Below are 18,991 nucleotides of genomic sequence, written 5' to 3'. Positions count from 1 at the left end.
GTCGCCATGCACGGCGCTCGGCTATGGTCGCCGCAGACAGATGGGGATGAGGCGATGAAGATTGCGGTAGTCGGTTCCGGCATTGCGGGTCTTGCCGCCAGTTGGTTTCTGGGTGCACGGCACGAGGTGCATCTCTTTGAAAAGCAGCCCGAACTGGGCATGGCGGCGCGCGGGCTGGAATGGGGCGGGGCGCGCGTGGACATGCCACTGCGCGTGCTCTACCGCGGCTACTACCCGACGCTGACCGCGCTCTATGCCGAGGCCGGCATCGCCATTACCGCATCGGATTACTCGGCGTCCTTCAGCGATCTGGAGGGGCGCTGCTATTTCCGCTATCGCAACTGGCGACCCTGGCAGCGCGTATCCGTGCCTTTTCTGGGGGGAGGGCAGCCGCTGGGGCGCCGCACGCGCCACATCGTCACCGATCTCGCGCGCCTGTACGCGCGCGCCCGGCGTGATCGCGCCCGCCTCGCCGGGGGCCACGTCAGCCTGCAGCAGTATCTCGATGACGGAGGTCTCTCCGAAGCCTTCATCGAGGATTTCCTGCTGCCCACCTTCGCCGCCATCGGTACCTGCGATGTCGATAGTGTGCGCCGCTACCCCGCGTCCGTGGTGCTGGACTACCTCAGCCGCGGCGTGCTGCTCGAAGGCGTGAGCCGCACGGTGCAGGGCGCCGATCACGTTGTGCACCGGCTGTCACAGCGTTGCGCTGCGCTGCACCTGGGGGCTGGCGTGCAGCGCATCGAACGCCAGCGTGAGGGGGTCCAGGTCGAAGATGGCCACGGCCAGCGTCACGATTTCGATCACCTGGTCCTGGCCACGCAGGGCAATCAGGCGCTGCGTCTGCTGGGCGATGCCGCGCAGGGCGCGGAAGCCGACGCCTTGGCCCGTTTCCGTTACGAGACCAGTGAAGTGATCGTGCATACCGATCCGCGCCTGATGCCGGCGCGGCGGCGCGACTGGTCGCCGGTGAATTTCTTCCGGGAACGCGGCGCAGCGCGGCCAATGGCCAGCATCTGGCTGAATCGCGTGCTGCCTATCGCCGCCGAGGCGCCGGACGCTTTCCAGACCTGGAACCCGCTGCGCGCCCCCGATGCGGCGCAGGTCCATGCTCAGGCACAGTTCGAGCGCCCGGTGGTGGATGCCGCCAGCGAGCAGGGCCTGGCCCAAATACGGGATATGCATGCCGAGCGCGACCGCCGCGTCTGGTTCTGCGGCTCCTATGCGGAAAGCGGCGTGCCTTTGCTGGAGAGCGCCGCGCGATCCGCGCGACAGGTGGCCGAGCGCATCGGGTGAGCCGCGAGCGCTTTGATACCGCCGAGAAGGCGCTCAACGCGGTGTCGGGGCACGACACGGTCTGGTCGAATTTCGGGTACTGGCCTCATGCGCGTCATTACCCCGAGGCCGCCGAGGCGCTTGCGCGGCAGCTTGCCGATGCGGCCGGGCTGCAGGCGGCCGACCGCGTACTCGACCTCGGCTGTGGCATGGGCGAGCAGTTGCGGCTCTGGCATCGTGCCTATGGCGTGCGTCAGCTCACCGGGGTCAATCCATCCGCCAGCCAGAACGCGGTGGCGCGTGCGCATCCCGAGGCCGAGGCGTACACGGTGTTGGATGCCCGCGCTGAAGACGCCCTGCCGCTGCCCGCGCCAGCTGTCTTCGACAAGGTCATCGCCCTGGATTGCGCCTATCACTTCGCGTCGCGCGCGGAGGTGTTGCGCAAGGTGGCCAAGCAACTGGCCCCCGGAGGTCGGTTCGCGCTGACCGACCTCTATCTGCCGCGGCCGCCCGGCTTGGCGGAGCGTGTGGCGCTGCGCGGCCTATGCAGGCTGAGCCATATTCCCTACGCCAACCTGCATCAGCGCGACGCCTACCGCGCGGAACTGGAGGTGGAAGGTCTGGTGCTCGAGCGCTTCGATGACATCACCGACGCCGTCCTTGCCGGTTTCGCGCGCTGGTGGCGCGCAACGGGGCGGCACCAGCGCATGCCCGCGCGCGACCGCAGGAAGTTCGCCACCACGGCCGCCGTCATCGCACGGACGGCGGCGCGTCATTGCCTGGGCTATGCGCTCATCGTCGCGGCGCGGCCCTAGTTGCCCGTGAGCGCATCCAGTGGCCAGCGATTGCGCGCTGCCGCGGCGCGTTCCATCAGCTCGGCGGCGTCTTCCGGCAGCAGATAGCCGGCCGTGACGCTGGCTTCTGTGGCGGTCTGCATCTGTGCAAGATAGTCGCCGTGGCTGGGGTAGCGCTGCAGCAGTTCCAGTTCGGTCAGCGGGATGGTGATGCCGCCGAGTTCGCAGGTGGTGGATTGATAACGCGCCACCGGCACGTCGATGGGCGGGTAACGCAGGCCACCGAGGGTGTTGCCGAGATCGTCGACGGCCCGATTGCCGTCCTCGTCGAACTGGTAGCGGGGCGGCTGCGGCGGCAGTACGCCATCCCGAACCCAGCGGTCCAGATGATCAATGGCGCTGGCCACGGCATAGCGCATCGGAAAGGCTGCGCCCGCGACCACGCAGAGCCCGAGGGCCGGGTCGGGCTGCTCACCATAGTTGCCGGCGATGGCATGCAGGCGGTCGTCCTCTGCCATGGGCTGCTTGGGCAGATGCGCGACCACGCGCCGCGACTGGCCAAGGACCTGGTGCTCCCCGACCCAGAGATCCTGATGGGCTGCGCCGGCGACCTCCCAGAGCACATAGTTGGAGGTGGCGGTCGGTGCCTCCGGTTCGGCTTCCAGGTCGCTCAGCAGATGCAGCACCGGAGCGGGCGGGGCGGTGCCGAAATCCTTGCCGGCGCCGACGTCGGCATGAATCAGGAAGCCATCGATGGCCCGTGCGCGCGCCTGTACCTCGTTCACATACTGGTGCAGGCGGATGGCGGACTGTGACTGGCCCATGATCAGAATGACCTCGGGTCGAAGGCCACCCATGGGGTCCGTACCCACCGGTGCACGGAAACCGCGCGCGATCTGGCTGACCATGTCGAAGGCATAGGTGTCACCGGGGTGGTTTAGCGCGGCGTAGCGCACGGGATCCCAGACCGTCGGCGTCAGCGGAGAACAGCACAGGCCGGCGGCCTGCGCGCTGAGATGCACATAGGCATAGCCTTCGCGCAGGAAGAAGCGGTGGGCCGCCAGGGTATCGACCGCATTCTCGAATTGGGCAGTGACATTCACCCAGTCCAGCAGCAAGGTGCCGTTGAAATCGGCCGCCTGCCTCGGCCGGCGCACGATGACGCGGGTGACGTAGTCCGCCTCGCCGTCACCGGCGTGCTCGCGGGCGCGGCCCGCTACAAAGAACTCCTCTTCGACGTAGCCCACCTCGCCGATGTCGAACCAGTGGTCCCACATCGGGTGGCCATACAGGCCTGCAGCGCCTACCGGCCCATCGAAGCGCGCAGAGGCAGGTGTCGGCCTCCCTTCCGTGTCCTGCCCGCCCTGACATCCGCTCAAGCCAAGCAGCAACACCACTGCGGCCCACGTCTTTTTCTTTGTATTCATCGCGTCTCTCCTCGCCTGGGAGTCAGTATCCGGACCCGGGCTGCGATGACATGATCCGAATGAGGCAACTGCCAAGGACGGGCCTTCGCTGTCGTCGGCGTTGGCCTGCGGATAAGGCGCGCGACATCGCGCGTTCTTCATCCCCTCGACGAGGGATAGACCGTCGGCCGCACCACATCTGTCAGCGCCTATTCTCTACGCGACAGTACAGCGCGACCCTCAGACGCTGAGCCTGGGATGGCGAAAGGTGATGCACAGGGTGTCGCAGTCGACAGAGGTCTCCCTCCATCAATGGATCAGCATCCCTCCATGACAGCGGACACGCCTTCACTGGCGCCTCCAGCCTCTGGGTTGGCCTGGCGTGAAGCTCGCGCGCTGGCCGACATCACGACACTGCCCTTCAGGCTGGCTGGCACGGCGCTGCGCCGCCCACAGGCAGTGGGCAACGGGCGACGCGTCATGGTGCTCCCCGGTTTCGGCGGGGGAGACCACGCCATGGCGCCCATGCGAACCTACCTTCGGTTGCACGGTTTCCTACCAGAGGGGTGGGGGCTCGGCTGGAATCTCGCCGGCCTGGATCGGCCGCATGATCCGGCGGATATCAGCTGGGGGCTTGATCTGAATCGTCCGTATCGCGGTGAAGGCGGAGTCCCGCACTTGTGCGATCTGATGGTGGCGCGTGTTCGCGAACGTGCGGAGGCCTACGGCGCCCCCATTGCATTGGTGGGCTGGAGCTTGGGCGGCACCATCGCAAGAGAGGTCGCGCGCGACTTGCCCGGTAAGGTCGATCAGGTCGTCACGCTTGGCTCCCCCGTGATTGGCGGGCCGAAGTACACCCGTGCCGCCAAGGTATTCCGGCGGCGTGGCATGGACCTCGACTGGATCGAAGCTGAAGTGGCACGTCGCAATGCAAGGCCGATCCGCTGCCCGGTGACGGCCATCGTGAGCCCGACCGACGGGATCGTGGGTTCCTACTCCACACGGGATCCGCAACATGCGGATGCACGATATATCGAGGCCGACGTATCCCACACCGGCATGGGTATCAATGGCCGCACGCTTCGGTTGGTGGTTGAAGCATTGACGGAGCAGTGAACCGCTGGTCGGCGACCTATCGTGCGCACGCGGTTGTTGCTAGGCCATTGCGTCCGCCAGGAGCGCGTCAGCCCATCGCGCTCGCTTCCCGCACGTACCTGCGTCGCAACAGCAGGTAGAGCGCAAAGCCCACCGCCACCCCCGGCACGATGCCGAGCAGCAGGCAGACCCAGCCGTAGCGCACGCCGTAGCGTCGCGCCTCGAACAGCACCCAGGCCGCCAGAATCAGCCAGCAGACGATGACGTCGGTGGAGTAGCCGCTGGCATAGGGATTCACGAAGCCAGCGGCGAATGCGCCGATGATGTCGGGCTGTGCCATCAGTGGCGGCACCACCACCACAGCGAAGACGGCCGTGAACAGCGCGGCGGCAGCCACCATGGCGGCGGTAAAGGTGTTCTCGGACATCGTGCATCCCCCTCATGTGTGTGCGGGCGAGTATGCCGCGCCGGCGCCTTGGGCTTCCGCGCCGCTTGCGCGTCAAGCCGTCATCGGTAAAAATTAATCGTATGACTAATTCAATGGCCGGCACGCCGGCAGCACCGGTGCGTCGCCGAGGGAGACCGCCCGGAAAGCGCGATGGTGAGGCACGGCGAGAGCGCCTTCTGGAAGCGGCCATCCGCTTGATCGGCGAGCGTGGCCTGGCGGCGGCCACCACGCGCGCCATCGCCGAAGCGGCGGGTATGACGCAGGCGATGGTGCATTACAGCTTTCCCGGCAAGCAGGCCTTGCTCGATGCCGTACTCGAGCGCGTGCACGCCGCCACGCGACAGGCCTTGCAGGAAGCAACCCGTGAGGCACCCGACCTGGATGCTGCGCTGGCGGCCCTGGCCGAGGCCTACTGGCGCCACGTACGCGCGGACCGCGCACTGCAGAAGGTGCAGTACGAGCTGACGCTGGCGGCGCTGCACCCTAACGGCGATGCCGCGCTCGCGCGTCGGCAGTACCAGGGCTATGTCGCCATGCTGGGCGAGGTGCTGGCCGAGGCCGCCGGTACGTCGCGGGACGACGCCGATCTGCAATGTCTGGCCGGTACCGCAGTGGCCTTGATGGATGGATTGATCCTGCAGTTGCTGGCAGGCGAGGACGAGGACGCCGTCAAGGCGCGACTGGATACCGGGCTCGCGCTCCTGCGCGGCACGCTGGTGGAGACGAAGGGATGAAGGAAAGTGCGTTGGACGCGGTCGTGGTGGGTGCCGGCTTTGCCGGTCTGGCGGCGGCACGCCGCTTGCGCGAGGCAGGCAAGCGCGTGCAGGTGGTGGACGCGCGCGAGCGGGTCGGCGGACGGGTCATGCGGGGCAGTCTGGCGGGACAGACCATCGATCTGGGCGGCCAATGGGTCGGCGTCGGGCATGATCGTCTGACCGCGCTTGCCAAGGAGGCCGGCCGCGCGCTGAAGCCGCAGTATGTCGAGGGCGACAAGCTGCTTGCCATCGGTGGGCGCCAGAAGCGCTATCGCGGCCTGATTCCGCCGGTCTCCCCCGGTGCCATCGCCGGCATGGGCTGGGTGCTTTGGCGACTGCGCCGCTTGCAGCAGCGCGTGCCGGGCGACGCGCCCTGGCAGGCCGCGCAGGCCGAGGCCCTGGATGCCTGCACGCTGGCGCAATGGCGCGACCGCAATCTGCCCACCGCGGACGGCCGGGCGCTGTTCGACATCGCCACGCGCGCGGTGCTCTGCGTCGAGGCGGATCAAATCTCCATGCTGGCCTTCCTGCACTACCTTGCCGCCAACGGCGACTTCGAAACCCTCACCAGTACCGTGCAGGGCGCGCAGGCCGCTACCGTGGAAGGCGGCATGCATGCCCTGGCCAGCCATCTGGCGGAACCCCTGGGCGCGGACCTGCGACTGAACGCACCGGTCACGGCCATCGCCCAGGACAGTGATGGCGTGGCGGTGCACAGCACGGACGGCACGCTGCGCGCGCGGCGCGCCATCGTGGCCATGGCGCCTGCGCTGGCCGGGCGCATCGCCATGGCGCCTGTCTCCGCAGCGCGCGAGCAGCTCGCGCAACGCATGCCAATGGGTTCGGTCATCAAATGCCAGGTCGCTTACGCGCAGCCCTTCTGGCGCGCGCAAGGCCTGTCCGGAGAACTGGTCTCCCAGTCGGCCGTATTCAGCCCGGTATTCGACAACTCCCCGGCCGATGGCAGTGTTGGCCTGCTCGTGGGCTTTATCGACGGCGCCGAGGCCGTGCAGTGGAGCGGGCGGCCGGAGGCGCGCAAGCGCGCCGTTATCGACAGTCTGGTCGCGCATTTTGGCGCACAGGCGGCGCAGCCGATCGACTATGTGGATCAGGACTGGATCGCCGACCCCTGGAGCCGCGGCTGTTATACCGGCGTGCCCACACCGGGCACGCTGAGTCGGCTTGGCCCTGCCTTGCGGGAACCCTGCGACGCGATCCATTGGGCGGGCACCGAAACCGCCGAAGCCTGGTGCGGGTATATCGAAGGCGCCTTGTTGTCAGGGGAGCGCGCGGCCGGCGAGGTGCTGGAGGCGCTGGCATGAACCGCTGGAAGTCCGTTCTTGCGGGGCTGCTTCTGCTCGCAAGCCCCGGACTCTGGGCGCAAGGCGCCGCAGAGCCACGCGACATGCGGCTGTTTTCGGTGGCGCACATGCATCGCCTCGACGATGTCACCAGCATTGCCAGTTTTCGCGCCGCCATCCGCGAGCAGTTCGAAGCCGAGATCGCGCCGCATCTGCGCGCCGATGTTCCCAATCTGGTGGCCTATCCCGAAAACCAGACGCTGATGGCCTATCTGGTGGGATTGCGCGGTGCGCCGGGTCGCGCCGTGCTGGACAGCGCGGGCGCCATTGCTGCCCTGATCAGCCTGGCGCCGGGTTACGCACCGCAGGAGACGCTGGCGTTGGCACGCTTCCCATCCGCCGCGCAGTCGCCCGGCCAGCTGCTGCAACTGGCCGTGACCGACACGCTGGCGCGCCTCGCGGTGGATACCTTCTCTGCGCTGGCTGCCGAGTATGACGTCTACATCACCATCAGCAGCAACCTTGCGCCCTTCGAGCGCGTGGACGCCGCCACCGCGGTGCTGTGGGGCGCAGCGCCGGATGCCAGTGACGGCTTCCGCCCAGCCGATGCGGATATCCGCAATCGGAACTATTTCTTCGGACCCGACGGCAGCCTGCTGGGCGTGCAGGACAAGGCCTACCTGGTGCCGATCGAGCGCGAGCGGACCTTGGGGCTCGGCCTGCTCGGCATCGAGACGGTGGATCTGCCCGTGCTCGACCTGCCCTTCGCCCGCGTGGGCACGGTGATCAGCAAGGACGCCTGGATGATCGACGTCAACGAGCGGCTGGAGCAGATCAACGCCGAGTTGCTGATTCAGCCCGAAGCCTTCGGCAGCTGGGGCGCGCCGCGCGGTGATCTGTGGCCGCCGGACAAGTTCCAGCGGGGTGGCTGGTGGATGCTGCAGAAGCACCCCGGCCTCAAGATCAATGTCACCCCGATGCTGACCGGCAACTTTGGCGATCTCGATTTCGACGGCCAGCCCTTCATCGCGGTGGAGGCCCCCGGCGGTGATCCGGATCTGTGTCTGATGGGACAGCGGCCGGAGTACGGCTGGGCCGCGGTCGGCGATTGGAGCACCTTGGAGCAATCGCCAAAGAGCCTGTGCGACGAAGGCCTGCGACCGATGCTGGCCGAGCGTGCGCGCGCCATGCTCCCCGGTTCGGGGGATGCCCTGGAGAACGCCTACGCCAGCGATGTCGTCTTCGCCGATCTCCGACTGCCACCGCGTCCCAAGCTACAGGCACGTCCGGCGCCTGCAACGCAGGCTGCCGAGCGCATCGAGCGGCCGGGTGATCAGCTCCTGCCGCGCCTGGGCGGGGAGGGCGAAGCCCTGCGCCTGGCCTTCGTGGATACGGCGGGCGAAGCACGACAGAACGTGGCGGTAGCGGCCTTCGACGGTGCGCGTTTCTCCAGTGCGGCGTGGGTGGCCCCGCGCGCGGCCACTGCCTACGATCATTTCGACAACCAGTGGAGTGGTGCCGCCATCGGTGCAGGGGAAGGCAGTCTGGTGGGTTGGCTGGATTTCGCCACCGAGAACTGGGATGTACAGTCCGCCACGCTGACAGGCGATGGCCAAGGCAGCGCCCCTGAACGCGTGGATGACGCCGAGCGCGAGGCGGGCACCTTGCGGGAGCGAGGGCACGCGGATCTGCGTCTGCTGCGCCTGAAGGACGGCAGCGCCCTCGCCATCTGGAGCGATCTGCGCTGGCCCTGGGTCAAGCCACAGATTCGGCTGGCGCGCAGCGAGGATGCGTCCCGTTGGTCGCCCAGTGTGCGCGTCGACGGCGGTCCGCTGCAGGCTTCCGACAACGTTCTGGCCGGGCGCAGTGCCGGCGAAACGCGCGGGCAGGCCCATGCGGATGTGGTGCAGATGGACAACGGCCGTCTCTACGCCGTCTGGCAGGAGCAGGACGCCCAGGGCATCGCCACCATCTGGGGCGCAAGCGGAGACGCGAGCAGCCTGCGCTTCGGGCCGCGCGAGCGTTTGTCTGCCAGTGCCGCGGCCTATCGTCCGCGGCTCGATGCATCCTCCGGGGTTCTGCTGGTGGCGTGGGAAGCCGACGACGGGGCCGGCGGGCGCAGGATCATGCTGCGTCGTCACGAGGCGGGTCGCTGGGGACCCAGTATCCTGGTCGATCCCAGTGCCGTGGCCGGTGCGGTACAGCGCTATCCGCGCCCGCTCTGGATCGCAGGGCAATGGGCCGTGGTCTTCGAGGATCAGCGCAGCGGCTTCAGCGATGTGCTGCTTGCACGCCAAGGCCGTGCACTCCAGCGCATCGACGACGCCGCCGACACGGCCCATGCGCGTGCGCCGGATGCCAGCCGACTGGCCGGGTCGCGCATCCTGGTGGCGTGGCAGCACGAGGATGAGGCGGGCATCGGCCTGCGCTATCGCAGCCTCAGCCTGGCATCCAGCGACGGCAGCGGCAGTGCCGGCGGGCTGCTCTGGTTGGCCTTTTTCGCGGCCCTGCTCATGCTGCGTCGTGGGCTTGTCGCGCCTCGAGACGATAGCGGTCCGGTGAGACGCCATACCAGCGCTTGAAGGCGCGCCGGAAGTTGGCGCTGTCGTGGTAGTTGAGCAAGGCGGCCACCGCATCCACCGAGAGCCGGTTGTCGAGCAGGTGGTCGCGCGCCAGGCAGGCGAGGACATCGTCCCGAATCTGCCGGAAGCCGGTGCCTTCGGCTTTCAGGCGTCGCGCCAGGGTGCGCTTGCTGATGAACAGGGCCTCGGCCGCGGCCGTCTCGCTGAGGGCACTGCCGGGGTGCGACAGCATCATGGTTTCGATCTGTCGGCGCAGGCTGTCGGGACGCTGACGCAGTTCGGCAAGCAGGGCCTCGCACTGCTGCTGCGCCAGGGCATAGCTCTCGCGGCTGGCCGAGGCGTTCGGGATTTCGCAGACCGCCAGCGGAATGCGCAGCTGCATCTGTTCGCTGGAGAAGACCACCCGCCCCGGCAGCATCTCGCGGTAGCGGCCTTCTGCACCCGGATCGGGATGGGCGAAGTGGGTTTCGGCTTCATGCACCGGCCGTCCGATGATGAAGGCAGCGCAGGCGAAGAAGGCGGTGGCGCAGGTTTCCGCCACGCAGCGTCGGACCTCTGGGCGCATCTCCATATCGAAGTAGGCATGCAGGCGGACTTCGCGCTCGCTTTGGTGCAGCACGAGACGCGCAAAGCTGACGCGCGTGGGCAGGAAGCTTTGGAAGGCGTAGAGCGCTGCCAACAGATTGGAGCTGCTGCTGGCAAGAAAGCCCATGGCTCCGTGCGCCGCCGGGGTCAGCCGTGCCCCAACCCGAAGGCCCAGGTTCGGGTCACCGGACAGCGCCAGAGCATTCTCAAGGATGCGGATCTGCTCTTCACCGCTCAGCCGCGTGCGGTCATCCAGCAGCCGGTCGGCGGTCAGTGAGGTGCCCGCCAGCAGGCTGGGCAGCTCGCGTGCGTTCATGCCCAGCTCCTGCGCAATCACACGGGTGTAATTCGTCGGGATGCTGGCATGGGCGTGGTCGGCGCCGGGGGGCATGGAAGCGTGCAGCGGCAGGTCTCGCCGGCGGGTGTGATTGCAGTGTCTTGAAATGACTCCCTCCTGTCAATTTTCGACCTGTTGGCCCGCCCGTGTCGGGCGCAGTCTTTCAACCTCGACAGGAGCCTGCGCAGGGTGCGCCAGGCCAACGACAAGAAGAGGAGCATTGCGTGGCCACACTGACCTTCATTGAACACGACGGTACTGCCCACGAAGTGGATATCGAGGTGGGGAAATCCTTGATGCAGCACGCCGCCGATCATCTCGTCCCCGGCATCGATGCGGACTGCGGGGGCGAGTGCGCCTGCGGCACCTGCCACGTCATCGTGGACCCGGCATGGTTCGACAGGACCGGCACCATGCACGAGGCTGAGCAGCAGATGCTGGAGATCACGCCGGAGAAGGCGGAGACCTCGCGTCTGGCTTGCCAGATCAAGGTCACCGAGGCCCTCGATGGTCTCGTGCTCCGACTCCCCGAATTCCAGATGTAAGGAGACAGGGTCATGCGTATTGCCACCACTGCAATGAATCTGAGCGCGTCGCTGGTGCCCATGCACTGGCAGATTCGGGCCGCCCAACTGGGTCAGCAGATCCTGGAACGGGCCGGGCTGGTGCCCTCGGCGCCGCGCTTCGTGGAAGCGCCGCTGCCCGATGTCTCCACGCTGAAGATCGAGGACATTGATCTCAGCAACCCCTTCCTCTGGCGGCAAGGGCAGTGGCGTGCCTACTACCAGCGCCTGCGCGACGAGCGGCCGGTGCACTATCAGAAGCGCAGTGCCTTCGGGCCCTTCTGGTCGATCACGCGCTACGAGGACATTCTCTTCGTCGACAAGAGTCACGAACTCTTCTCTGCCGAGCCCATCATCACGCTGGGCGATCGCCCGCCCGGTCTGGCGGTAGAGACCTTCATCGCCATGGACCCGCCGCGCCACACCAAGCAGCGCGCCGCAGTCCAGGGCGTGGTGGCGCCGCAGAATCTCAAGGAGATGGAGGACCTGATCCGCAGCCGCACGCGGGAAGTGCTCGACGGGCTGCCGCTGGATCGTCCCTTCGACTGGGTGCGCACGGTGTCCATCGAACTCACAGCGCGCATGCTCGCCACCCTGCTCGACTTCCCCTACGAGCAGCGGCACAAGCTGGTGGAGTGGTCGGACATTGCCGCCGCCAGCCCGGAAACCACCGGCGGCCTCGCGGACCGCGACCGACTCTTTCCGGCAGTGGCCGAAGTCGCCAAGGCCTTTTCCGGCCTGTGGCACGAGAAGCAGGCACGGCAGCAGGCCGGCGAGGCGCCCGGTTTCGATGTCATCAGCTTGATGCTCAACAACGAGGACACCAAGGATCTGATCCATCGCCCCATGGAGTTTCTGGGCAATCTGGCCCTGCTCATCGTCGGCGGCAACGACACCACGCGCAATTCCATGACCGGCGGCGTGCTGGCCATGAACCGCTTCCCGGACGAATTCGAAAAGCTCAAGGCCAATCCCAAGCTGATCCCGAACATGGTCTCCGAGATCATCCGCTGGCAGACGCCGCTGGCCTATATGCGCCGCGTTGCCAAGCAGGATGTGGAGCTGCGCGATCAGACCATCCGCAAGGGCGACAAGGTGGTCATGTGGTACGCCTCCGGCAACCGCGACGAGCGCGCCATCGACAACCCCGACGCCTTCATCATCGACCGCAAGGGCGCGCGCAACCACCTCTCCTTCGGCTTCGGCATCCACCGCTGCATGGGCAATCGGCTGGCCGAAATGCAGCTGCGCATTCTCTGGGAGGAACTGCTGCCGCGCTTCGAACGTATCGAGGTGCAGGGCGAGCCGGAGTACGTGCAGTCCAACTTCGTGCGCGGCTACTCCCGCATGATGGTCAAGCTCAACGCCGAGGCCTGAGGCGCCCGGACGGCGAGCGCGACCGCCACGGCAGTGGGTGTCGGCTGGTCCGCCTAGCAGGCGTCGGGGAAGCGGCCCGCCTTGGCAAAGTGGCGCAGGCGTTCGGTGTGGTAGGCCGGCACATCGTCCAGCCGGTCCAGCTCCTCGACATAGCGTTGCATCAGCGCCTTGCTTTCCCTGGTGCCGGCGGTGGCCAGGAACTCGGCGGCTTCGGTGATCAGGCCTTCAGCCAGCGGTAGGGAGCCGCCCTCGTAGACGGCGCGCTTGATGCCCGCGATGGCCGCAGCGGGCCGGCTCGCCAGGCGCTCGGCGTGCGCGACGGCGGTCGCCAGCACCTCGGCCGGATCGGCGAGGGCGTCGACGAGGCCGATGTCGTGCGCTTCCTGCGCGCTCAGCGGCATGCCATCAAGGGCAATGCGCAGCGCTTTTCCAGTGCCCAGCAGGCGCGCCAGGCGCTGTGTGCCGCCCGCACCCGGCGGAAAGCCGAGCAGGACCTCGGGCTGGCCGATGACGAAATCGCCCGTGGCCATGATGCGACGGTCGCAGGCCAGCGCCAGCTCGCAGCCTCCACCCATGGTCGAACCGTTGATGGCGGCGACATAGACGACATTGCTGCGGTTCATGCGCAGAAAGAGATCGTGCAGGTGCAGGATCTTGGTCAGGCCGACCAGCGGCGTACCCTGCAGGGCGCGGGTCACGCCGGGCAGGCTCGTGGCGCTGCGCACCGCATGCAGCAGGGCAGCGGCGGTATTGCGACTTACCGAGGGCGCGGCATTGACGGCCTCGAGAATCTCGCGCACATCGTAGTGCGCGGCAAAACGGGTTGGATGGGCGCCGGTGAGGATGACGGCGCGAATCTCAGCGTCGGCATCGGCACGCTTCACCAGCGCGTCCAGGTCATCCACCGAGCCCTGATCCATCAATCCGTGCGGCGGATTATCCAGTGTCGCGATCAACAAACGGCCGCGCTGCTCCAGCGTGATATGACCCATGCCGGTGTCTCCTGTGTGTGTCGTTGTTGTGGTCTGTCTGGATCATCGCAAAACAAGCGGGGCGATGACAGCCCGTCGCAGTGCCGCACGGGGGCGTTATCGATCGCGCGAGCGCGGTTACTGATCCATCGGTTGCAATGCCCATTCCAAGACGCGATGCTTTCGCCATGGAGACAACAACGATCACAAAGAACACACCCCGACTTTTTCCCTTTCTGCTTGCCGCCGGTCTGCTTGCCGGCTGCGGCGGAGGCAGCGATGGCGGCACCGCCATGGTGTCCGCCGAGCCCGAGTTGGAGACCAGCGTCGAAGCCCGCGATGCGGCGCTCAACTGTACGCCGTTCGAGAACCCGGACAAGCCGCCGGTTCTGCTTGTGCACGGCACAACCACCACCGGTACGGAACAGTTCACGGTGTTCTATACCCCGCAAATGGTCGAACGCGGCTTCGACGTCTGCATCGTGACCTATCCGGATCGCGGACTGATCGATCAGCAGATTTCGGCCGAGTACATCGTGCACGCGCTGCGCGCCATCTTTGCCGAGACCGGCCGCAAGGTGGCGATGATCGGCCACAGCCAAGGCGCCACCATGCCGCGCTGGGCGCTCAAGCACTGGGCATCAGCACGCGAGGCCGTAGCCGATTTCGTGCTGATTGCCGGACCGAACCACGGCACCAGCGTCGCCATTCCCGCCGCTGTTGGCGAGACCCTCCTCGAATTGCTGGGCCTGAATGGCTTGCCCATCGGCACGGCGCCAGAGGCCTTCTATCAGTTCGCTCCGGACTCCAATTTCGTCGCGGTGCTCAACGCTGACGATGAAACACCAGGGGACGTGGACTACACCAATCTCTACACCCTTTTTGACGAGCTGGTGCAACCCGCGGCACCGGTGCCGACGGCGGCGCTGGATTTCGGTAAGGACAATCCCAAGGTGGCTAACATCCTGCTGCAGGATGTCTGTCCCGGTCATCTGGCGGAGCATTTCAGCATCGGCACCACGGATACGCTCGCCTTTGCCCTTGCGCTGGACGCTATCAGCAAGCCGGGCCCGGCCGATCCCGAGCGCGCAGGGGGCGCGGCGGAACTCTGCGGGCTGGTGCCCATTGATCTGCAGACGCTGGTGATGCCGCAGCGCGCACAGGATCTGCTCACCATCGTGGCAACGACGCTGCAGGGTGGTCCGCCGGACCCACACCTCGCCACCGGCGAGCCGCCACTCAAGCCCTACGCGCAGGACGATCTTCCCGCGGCTTCGGACGGCGAATAAGGAAAAAGGCCGGATGCCTTTCGGGACATCCGGCCTTGGCCTTTGTCCTGCTGCGTCTGCAGGACTTTGCTGACGGGCGGCTTCAGGACCAGTGTGCGGGCACGGTCGTGGGCACCGAGCCTACGCGCCGGCCGAAGCAAGGCCGCATGGTGATGGCTAACCCGCGCTTGCGGTTACGGGTTCCAAATGCTCGCGCTGCTCGCGGACATTGACCGGGGGTACCGTGTGGGTGTTGCGCGGCTGGTCGCCGCGGTGGTGTTCACCCATGATCCGCGCGGTGCGTGGAGCGCTCAAGCGCAAGGCCGCTACCTTGAGCACGGGCCACTGGCCGAAGGTGGTGACCACGCGGATGAGAGGTGGGGCGATGCCGTCGATCAGCGCCGTCTGATCGAAGCCGCCGAGCACGCGCATCCATTTCGGCAGCGTGGCGATGGTCGCGGGCGCGAGCATCCGGCTGATCGCCCAGAAGGCGATGCCGGCGTTCGCGGCAGGGGTGCGAAGCAAGTAATGCATGCCCTCGTGGGCCCGTTCCGAGGTACACAGACGCGGCCGCACCGCTTCGAAATAGTCGCGAACACCCTGGCGCGAACGCGGTACATCAGCCGGGTTGCAGGTCTGCAGATTGGCGGCAATCGCGCATTCTTCCCAGTAGCGCCGTTCCTCATCGGCAGGCAGCGGACCCGGGCCATACATCTCGTAGGCCTTGAGCACCGAATGCCAGCCGGTGATGTGAATCCACAACTGCGAATCCGGGTTGTTGGCGCTGTAGCGCTTCCCGCTGATGGGCTCTACGCCGGTCACTTGGGAATGCACCCGCATCAACAGGCGGGATGCCTCCGTTGCGGTGCGGCTGTCGGCCACGGCGATGGTCAGAAAGTAGGCCAGCGTGCGATCCAGCCGCCGCGCGGGGTTGCTGTAGATGCCCCGCATGTCGGCGACTGCGGCAGCCAGGAAGGGGTCGAAATGCTCGAGTACCACGGCGCGCTGAAAGCCGATCAAGGAGGTCGGAGCGGTCCAGATCTTCCAACTCGGCGAGCCGGGTCCAAAGAAACCGTAGTCCTGAGTGCGCATGGGCTCGTGGGTATTGGCGGTCATGGCGGTGCTACCTGCTGATGTCGTGAGGATGCCAACTTTATACACGAGTGTAGGAAAAAGCTACAAGCATGTAGTAAATTGCTGGCATGACCACGACCGCTCGAGAAAAGCTACGCAGCAGAGCCGCCCATCTGGGGCCAGAGCGCCGCCGGCCACAACTCCTGGATGCTGCCCTCGAGATTGCGGTGGCACGCGGCATCGCCGCCGTCACCTCGAGCGCCGTCGCGGAGCACCTCGGAGTCAGTCGTCCGGTGGTCTATTCCTGCTTCGCGGATCGCGTCGAACTGCTGGAAGCGCTGCTGGCGCGGGAAAGTGAACACATGCTCACCGCCACCCTGGATGCGCTGCGTCGCGCACGGGGAGACGACCCCGAGGCCGCTTTCGTTGCGGGCTATCAGGCACTGCTTCGCGTGGTGGCCGATCGGCCGCAATCCTGGCGTCTGGTCTTTGTCGCGCACCCGGACCCCGCGGTGGCCGGTCGTTTCCAGCAGGCGCGCGCCATCGTGAGTCGCAGTGCCTCGCAATGGCTCGGCCCGGCGCTGAAGCGCTGGTGGCAGGTGGACGATCTCGATCGCAAGCTCCCGGTCATCACCGAGTTGTTCATCTCGTCCTGTGAAGCGGCCGTACGCCTGTTCCTCGATGCGGAGAATGACTGGACGATCGAAGCGCTGGGTGATTTCTTCGGCAGGAGCATGCACCGCGCTTTCAGCGGCGTCTGACGCGCGGGCAAAAGCGATTCAATTGCGCGGGCACGTTGTCCTGGGCGGACGTATCAGGCATGGCCCTACCGCGCTACTGTGTGCCAAGCGTTGCCACGGTGCCACAACAACGAGAGGAGACCACCATGCCGCTGCCGAACACTTGTCGCCTGCTGACCCGCAAAACCGCGCTGGAAGACATGCGCGTGGAGGAGCAGCCCCCGCCAGCGCCACCCGCCGAGGGCGAGGCCCTGCTGGCGCCCGAATTGTTTTCGCTGACCACGAACAATGTCACCTATGCCGCTTACGGCGAGGCGATGCGATATTGGGATTTCTTTCCCAGTGGCGATGAGGATTGGGGTCTGGTCCCGGTCTGGGGCTTCGCGACGGTCATCGGCTCCCGGGTCGAAGGGGTCGAGGTGGGCGAGCGCTTCTACGGCTATTGGCCACCCGCCACGGTATTGCGCGTGCAGCCCGACAAGATCGGCGCCCATGGTTTTCGCGATGCCACGGCCCATCGCCAGGCCCTGCCGGCCGTCTACAACCAGTACTTCCGCTGTACGCAGGATCCGCTCTATACGCCCGAGACCGAGGCCTTCCAGGCACTGTACCGACCGCTGTACATGACCGCCTTCACGCTGGCGGACTTCATCGCCGATCACGAGGGCTTCGGCGCGCAGCGCGTCGTGCTGTCCAGCGCCTCCAGCAAGACGGCCTACGGCACGGCCTTCTGCATTGGTAATGCCTTCGAGACCGTTGGCCTGACGTCACAGCGGAACGCGGAGTTCGTGGCAGGCTCGGGCTGCTACCACCGCACCGTGACCTACGACGCGCTTCGGGATCTGGCCCCGGATACCCCCACGCTCTATGTGGATCTATCGGGCAACCGCGATCTACGCGCCGAGGTGCACGGCCACTTCCAGGCGCTGCGCTACAGCTGCGTGGTGGGCTCGGCACAAACCACCGAGTTGCCCGGCCAGCAGGATCTGCCCGGGCCGCCACCCACCTTTTTCTTCGCACCGGACCAGATCGCCAAGCGCATGGCGGAATGGGGCGCTGAAGCATTCGGCCAGCGTCTGGGCTCCGCATGGGCACGCTTTCACGCGCACGTCAGCGATCCGCAGCACGACCTGCTGCAGGTGAAGACGGGCGAAGGCCTGGAGGCCGCGCGCGCCATCTTTGCGCAGCTTCTTGCAGGTGAGGTCGCGCCGCGCGAAGGGCATGTGATCCAGCTGTAGCCAACGCACCGGGCAGCACGGAACCGCAGTGGCGGGCCAGGCTGGCGCCGGGCGCGCACGCGTCTTGCTACGCGCATCCACCCATCGTGGAAATGCCACCCCTCGGCGCTGGACCTTGGGCTGAAAACGTGACATTGTTTAATGTCACAGTGCAGCGAGAAAGCTGCCATTGATTCAGCCCTCAACATTCTCCAGCGAAGGCGCAACATGGCTTCTGCAACCGTACTCTCTTATCCGGCGCCCGATGCGGCGGTCCGGCCGTCGGTGCCGGTCCGGCATATGGATTTCCAGTTTGATCCGCATTCGGTCGACACCCGCTTCTATCAGGGCGCGGAACTGGCTTCGGCCATTTTCGAGTCGCTCTCCATCTTCCTGACCTTCGGCGAAGACCTGGTCATCGATACGGCGCGGCATCACCGCCAGTTTGTAAAGGACCCCGAGCTGAAGCAGCGCGTGACCGCACTCATCGGCCAGGAGGCGATTCACTCCAAGATGCACAACGCCTTCAACGATGTGCTCGCCCAAAATCGCTATCCGGTGCCGCTGTATCGCTATCTGGCGGACAAGGTTTTCGATTACGGCTTCAAGCGGCTACCGCACCGTCTGCAGTTGTCGCTGATGGCGGGCATCGAGCATTTCACTGCGGTGCTGGCCGAATACATGATGGAACACGAATCCATCTTCTATGACACCCAGGACGAGAAGCAGCGCGCCCTGTGGATGTGGCACATGCTGGAAGAGTCCGAGCACAAGGACATTGCCTACGACGTCTATCAGGAACTGTCCGGCAACTATCCGCTGCGCATGGCCGGCTTCGCGCTGGCGGCCTTCACGATCATGGTGCTGGTGCCGCTGGCTGGCAGTCTGATTCCGATCTGGCGCAAGCCATCGAATCTGTTCAGCCTGCGCTACTGGAAGGACGCGCGACACAGTCTCACCCTGCTGGCTGGCCGCGAAGACGGTGTCTTCGGCAGCTCGATGAAGCATCTGCTGGCCTATTTGCGCCGTGACTTTCACCCCAACGACTTCGACAACGCGGCGCAACTCACCTATTTCAAGGAAAAGCTGCTGCACCCGAAGACCGGGCTTCTGACGCCGTACCTGACGCGCGAATTCGTGCCGGCGCTACGCGCCTCCTGACCCGCGCGCTGACAGCCCATTCCCATTGCTACGCAGGAGACC

The 18,991-nt window shown here is 66.3% G+C and carries 17 protein-coding genes; 12 read left to right on the top strand and 5 right to left on the bottom strand.

Annotation, left to right across the window (positions count from 1 at the left end; translation table 11 throughout):
* Nucleotides 1-54: 54 nt before the first annotated feature.
* Both ACOOFO_RS14215 and ACOOFO_RS14210 read left to right on the top strand, forming a co-directional pair.
* Nucleotides 55-1,296, top strand: a complete 1,242-nt coding sequence (locus ACOOFO_RS14215; RefSeq protein ID WP_420427406.1) for an FAD-dependent oxidoreductase — start codon at nt 55-57, stop codon at nt 1,294-1,296.
* Nucleotides 1,293-2,090 carry an SAM-dependent methyltransferase gene (locus tag ACOOFO_RS14210; RefSeq protein ID WP_420427405.1) on the top strand — a complete coding sequence of 266 codons (798 nt, stop codon included), beginning with the start codon at nt 1,293-1,295 and terminating at the stop codon, nt 2,088-2,090. The genes ACOOFO_RS14215 and ACOOFO_RS14210 overlap by 4 nt, the downstream gene beginning before the upstream one ends.
* Here ACOOFO_RS14210 and ACOOFO_RS14205 read toward each other — a convergent pair.
* The gene (locus ACOOFO_RS14205; RefSeq protein ID WP_420427404.1) at nt 2,087-3,496 is read right to left on the bottom strand and encodes an alpha/beta hydrolase domain-containing protein; all 1,410 of its coding nucleotides are present in this window, start codon (nt 3,494-3,496) and stop codon (nt 2,087-2,089) included. The two genes, ACOOFO_RS14210 and ACOOFO_RS14205, sit on opposite strands and share 4 nt — an antisense overlap.
* 309 nt (nt 3,497-3,805) lie before the next feature.
* Between ACOOFO_RS14205 and ACOOFO_RS14200 the strand changes: the two genes are divergently transcribed.
* Nucleotides 3,806-4,591, top strand: a complete 786-nt coding sequence (locus tag ACOOFO_RS14200) for a hypothetical protein (RefSeq protein ID WP_420427403.1) — start codon at nt 3,806-3,808, stop codon at nt 4,589-4,591.
* A 67-nt stretch (nt 4,592-4,658) separates the two neighbouring features.
* On the opposite strand, the gene ACOOFO_RS14195 is transcribed toward ACOOFO_RS14200, so the two are convergent.
* Complete coding sequence (locus tag ACOOFO_RS14195) at nt 4,659-4,997, bottom strand: DUF2834 domain-containing protein (RefSeq protein WP_420427402.1); 339 nt, start codon at nt 4,995-4,997, stop codon at nt 4,659-4,661.
* A 101-nt stretch (nt 4,998-5,098) separates the two neighbouring features.
* Here ACOOFO_RS14195 and ACOOFO_RS14190 point away from each other — a divergent pair, with 101 nt between their 5' ends.
* The 3 genes from ACOOFO_RS14190 to ACOOFO_RS14180 are packed head-to-tail and all read left to right on the top strand — an operon-like array spanning nt 5,099 to nt 9,656.
* The gene (locus ACOOFO_RS14190; protein ID WP_420427401.1) at nt 5,099-5,752 is read left to right on the top strand and encodes a TetR/AcrR family transcriptional regulator; all 654 of its coding nucleotides are present in this window, start codon (nt 5,099-5,101) and stop codon (nt 5,750-5,752) included.
* A complete protein-coding gene (locus ACOOFO_RS14185) occupies nt 5,749-7,095 on the top strand; it encodes a flavin monoamine oxidase family protein (protein ID WP_420427400.1) in 1,347 nt (448 codons plus the stop codon). The genes ACOOFO_RS14190 and ACOOFO_RS14185 overlap by 4 nt, the downstream gene beginning before the upstream one ends.
* Entirely contained in the window at nt 7,092-9,656 is a 2,565-nt protein-coding gene (locus ACOOFO_RS14180; RefSeq protein WP_420427399.1) for a hypothetical protein, read from the top strand. Before ACOOFO_RS14185 ends, ACOOFO_RS14180 begins: the two co-directional genes overlap by 4 nt.
* Here ACOOFO_RS14180 and ACOOFO_RS14175 read toward each other — a convergent pair.
* The gene (locus tag ACOOFO_RS14175) at nt 9,586-10,632 is read right to left on the bottom strand and encodes an AraC family transcriptional regulator ligand-binding domain-containing protein (RefSeq protein WP_420427398.1); all 1,047 of its coding nucleotides are present in this window, start codon (nt 10,630-10,632) and stop codon (nt 9,586-9,588) included. The two genes, ACOOFO_RS14180 and ACOOFO_RS14175, sit on opposite strands and share 71 nt — an antisense overlap.
* Before the next feature lie 170 nt (nt 10,633-10,802).
* Between ACOOFO_RS14175 and ACOOFO_RS14170 the strand changes: the two genes are divergently transcribed.
* On the top strand, nt 10,803-11,123 hold the full coding sequence (locus ACOOFO_RS14170) for a 2Fe-2S iron-sulfur cluster-binding protein (RefSeq protein ID WP_420427397.1): 321 nt from the start codon (nt 10,803-10,805) through the stop codon (nt 11,121-11,123).
* Between the two features lie 12 nt (nt 11,124-11,135).
* On the top strand, nt 11,136-12,518 hold the full coding sequence (locus ACOOFO_RS14165) for a cytochrome P450 (RefSeq protein WP_420427396.1): 1,383 nt from the start codon (nt 11,136-11,138) through the stop codon (nt 12,516-12,518).
* Between the two features lie 53 nt (nt 12,519-12,571).
* Here the strand turns inward: ACOOFO_RS14165 and ACOOFO_RS14160 are convergent, their stop codons facing one another.
* A complete protein-coding gene (locus tag ACOOFO_RS14160; RefSeq protein WP_420427395.1) occupies nt 12,572-13,510 on the bottom strand; it encodes an enoyl-CoA hydratase/isomerase family protein in 939 nt (312 codons plus the stop codon).
* 167 nt (nt 13,511-13,677) lie between these two features.
* Between ACOOFO_RS14160 and ACOOFO_RS14155 the strand changes: the two genes are divergently transcribed.
* Entirely contained in the window at nt 13,678-14,778 is a 1,101-nt protein-coding gene (locus tag ACOOFO_RS14155; protein ID WP_420427394.1) for an esterase/lipase family protein, read from the top strand.
* Nucleotides 14,779-14,934: 156 nt separating this feature from the next.
* Here the strand turns inward: ACOOFO_RS14155 and ACOOFO_RS14150 are convergent, their stop codons facing one another.
* Nucleotides 14,935-15,873 (bottom strand): oxygenase MpaB family protein, encoded by a 939-nt coding sequence (locus ACOOFO_RS14150; protein ID WP_420427393.1) that lies wholly within the window; start codon nt 15,871-15,873, stop codon nt 14,935-14,937.
* Between the two features lie 86 nt (nt 15,874-15,959).
* On the opposite strand from ACOOFO_RS14150, the gene ACOOFO_RS14145 reads away from it, so the two are divergent.
* The 3 genes from ACOOFO_RS14145 (at nt 15,960) to ACOOFO_RS14135 (ending at nt 18,949) form a co-directional block, all read left to right on the top strand.
* Nucleotides 15,960-16,592, top strand: a complete 633-nt coding sequence (locus ACOOFO_RS14145; protein ID WP_420427392.1) for a TetR/AcrR family transcriptional regulator — start codon at nt 15,960-15,962, stop codon at nt 16,590-16,592.
* 125 nt (nt 16,593-16,717) lie between these two features.
* Nucleotides 16,718-17,809 carry a DUF2855 family protein gene (locus tag ACOOFO_RS14140; RefSeq protein WP_420427391.1) on the top strand — a complete coding sequence of 364 codons (1,092 nt, stop codon included), beginning with the start codon at nt 16,718-16,720 and terminating at the stop codon, nt 17,807-17,809.
* A gap of 207 nt (nt 17,810-18,016) precedes the next feature.
* Nucleotides 18,017-18,949, top strand: coding sequence for a metal-dependent hydrolase (locus ACOOFO_RS14135; protein ID WP_420427390.1), 933 nt, complete (start codon nt 18,017-18,019; stop codon nt 18,947-18,949).
* The last annotated feature ends 42 nt before the right edge of the window (nt 18,950-18,991 follow it).

Source organism: Algiphilus sp. (genome assembly GCF_965216485.1).
Taxonomy (GTDB): Bacteria; Pseudomonadota; Gammaproteobacteria; order Nevskiales; family Nevskiaceae; genus Algiphilus.
The sequence above is the reverse complement of the archived record's forward strand: the minus strand, read 5'-3'. Positions and strand labels throughout refer to the sequence as shown.

What these genes read in the sequence shown, in the direction of transcription:
- ACOOFO_RS14200 (WP_420427403.1), top strand. Translation starts at nt 3,806, where the DNA reads ATGACAGCGGACACGCCTTCACTGGCGCCTCCAGCCTCTGGGTTGGCC.
- ACOOFO_RS14205 (WP_420427404.1), bottom strand. Translation starts at nt 3,496, where the DNA reads ATGAATACAAAGAAAAAGACGTGGGCCGCAGTGGTGTTGCTGCTTGGC.
- ACOOFO_RS14195 (WP_420427402.1), bottom strand. Translation starts at nt 4,997, where the DNA reads ATGTCCGAGAACACCTTTACCGCCGCCATGGTGGCTGCCGCCGCGCTG.
- ACOOFO_RS14190 (WP_420427401.1), top strand. Translation starts at nt 5,099, where the DNA reads ATGACTAATTCAATGGCCGGCACGCCGGCAGCACCGGTGCGTCGCCGA.
- ACOOFO_RS14185 (WP_420427400.1), top strand. Translation starts at nt 5,749, where the DNA reads ATGAAGGAAAGTGCGTTGGACGCGGTCGTGGTGGGTGCCGGCTTTGCC.
- ACOOFO_RS14150 (WP_420427393.1), bottom strand. Translation starts at nt 15,873, where the DNA reads ATGACCGCCAATACCCACGAGCCCATGCGCACTCAGGACTACGGTTTC.
- ACOOFO_RS14135 (WP_420427390.1), top strand. Translation starts at nt 18,017, where the DNA reads ATGGCTTCTGCAACCGTACTCTCTTATCCGGCGCCCGATGCGGCGGTC.
- ACOOFO_RS14165 (WP_420427396.1), top strand. Translation starts at nt 11,136, where the DNA reads ATGCGTATTGCCACCACTGCAATGAATCTGAGCGCGTCGCTGGTGCCC.
- ACOOFO_RS14145 (WP_420427392.1), top strand. Translation starts at nt 15,960, where the DNA reads ATGACCACGACCGCTCGAGAAAAGCTACGCAGCAGAGCCGCCCATCTG.
- ACOOFO_RS14180 (WP_420427399.1), top strand. Translation starts at nt 7,092, where the DNA reads ATGAACCGCTGGAAGTCCGTTCTTGCGGGGCTGCTTCTGCTCGCAAGC.
- ACOOFO_RS14155 (WP_420427394.1), top strand. Translation starts at nt 13,678, where the DNA reads ATGGAGACAACAACGATCACAAAGAACACACCCCGACTTTTTCCCTTT.
- ACOOFO_RS14215 (WP_420427406.1), top strand. Translation starts at nt 55, where the DNA reads ATGAAGATTGCGGTAGTCGGTTCCGGCATTGCGGGTCTTGCCGCCAGT.
- ACOOFO_RS14140 (WP_420427391.1), top strand. Translation starts at nt 16,718, where the DNA reads ATGCCGCTGCCGAACACTTGTCGCCTGCTGACCCGCAAAACCGCGCTG.
- ACOOFO_RS14160 (WP_420427395.1), bottom strand. Translation starts at nt 13,510, where the DNA reads ATGGGTCATATCACGCTGGAGCAGCGCGGCCGTTTGTTGATCGCGACA.
- ACOOFO_RS14175 (WP_420427398.1), bottom strand. Translation starts at nt 10,632, where the DNA reads ATGCCCCCCGGCGCCGACCACGCCCATGCCAGCATCCCGACGAATTAC.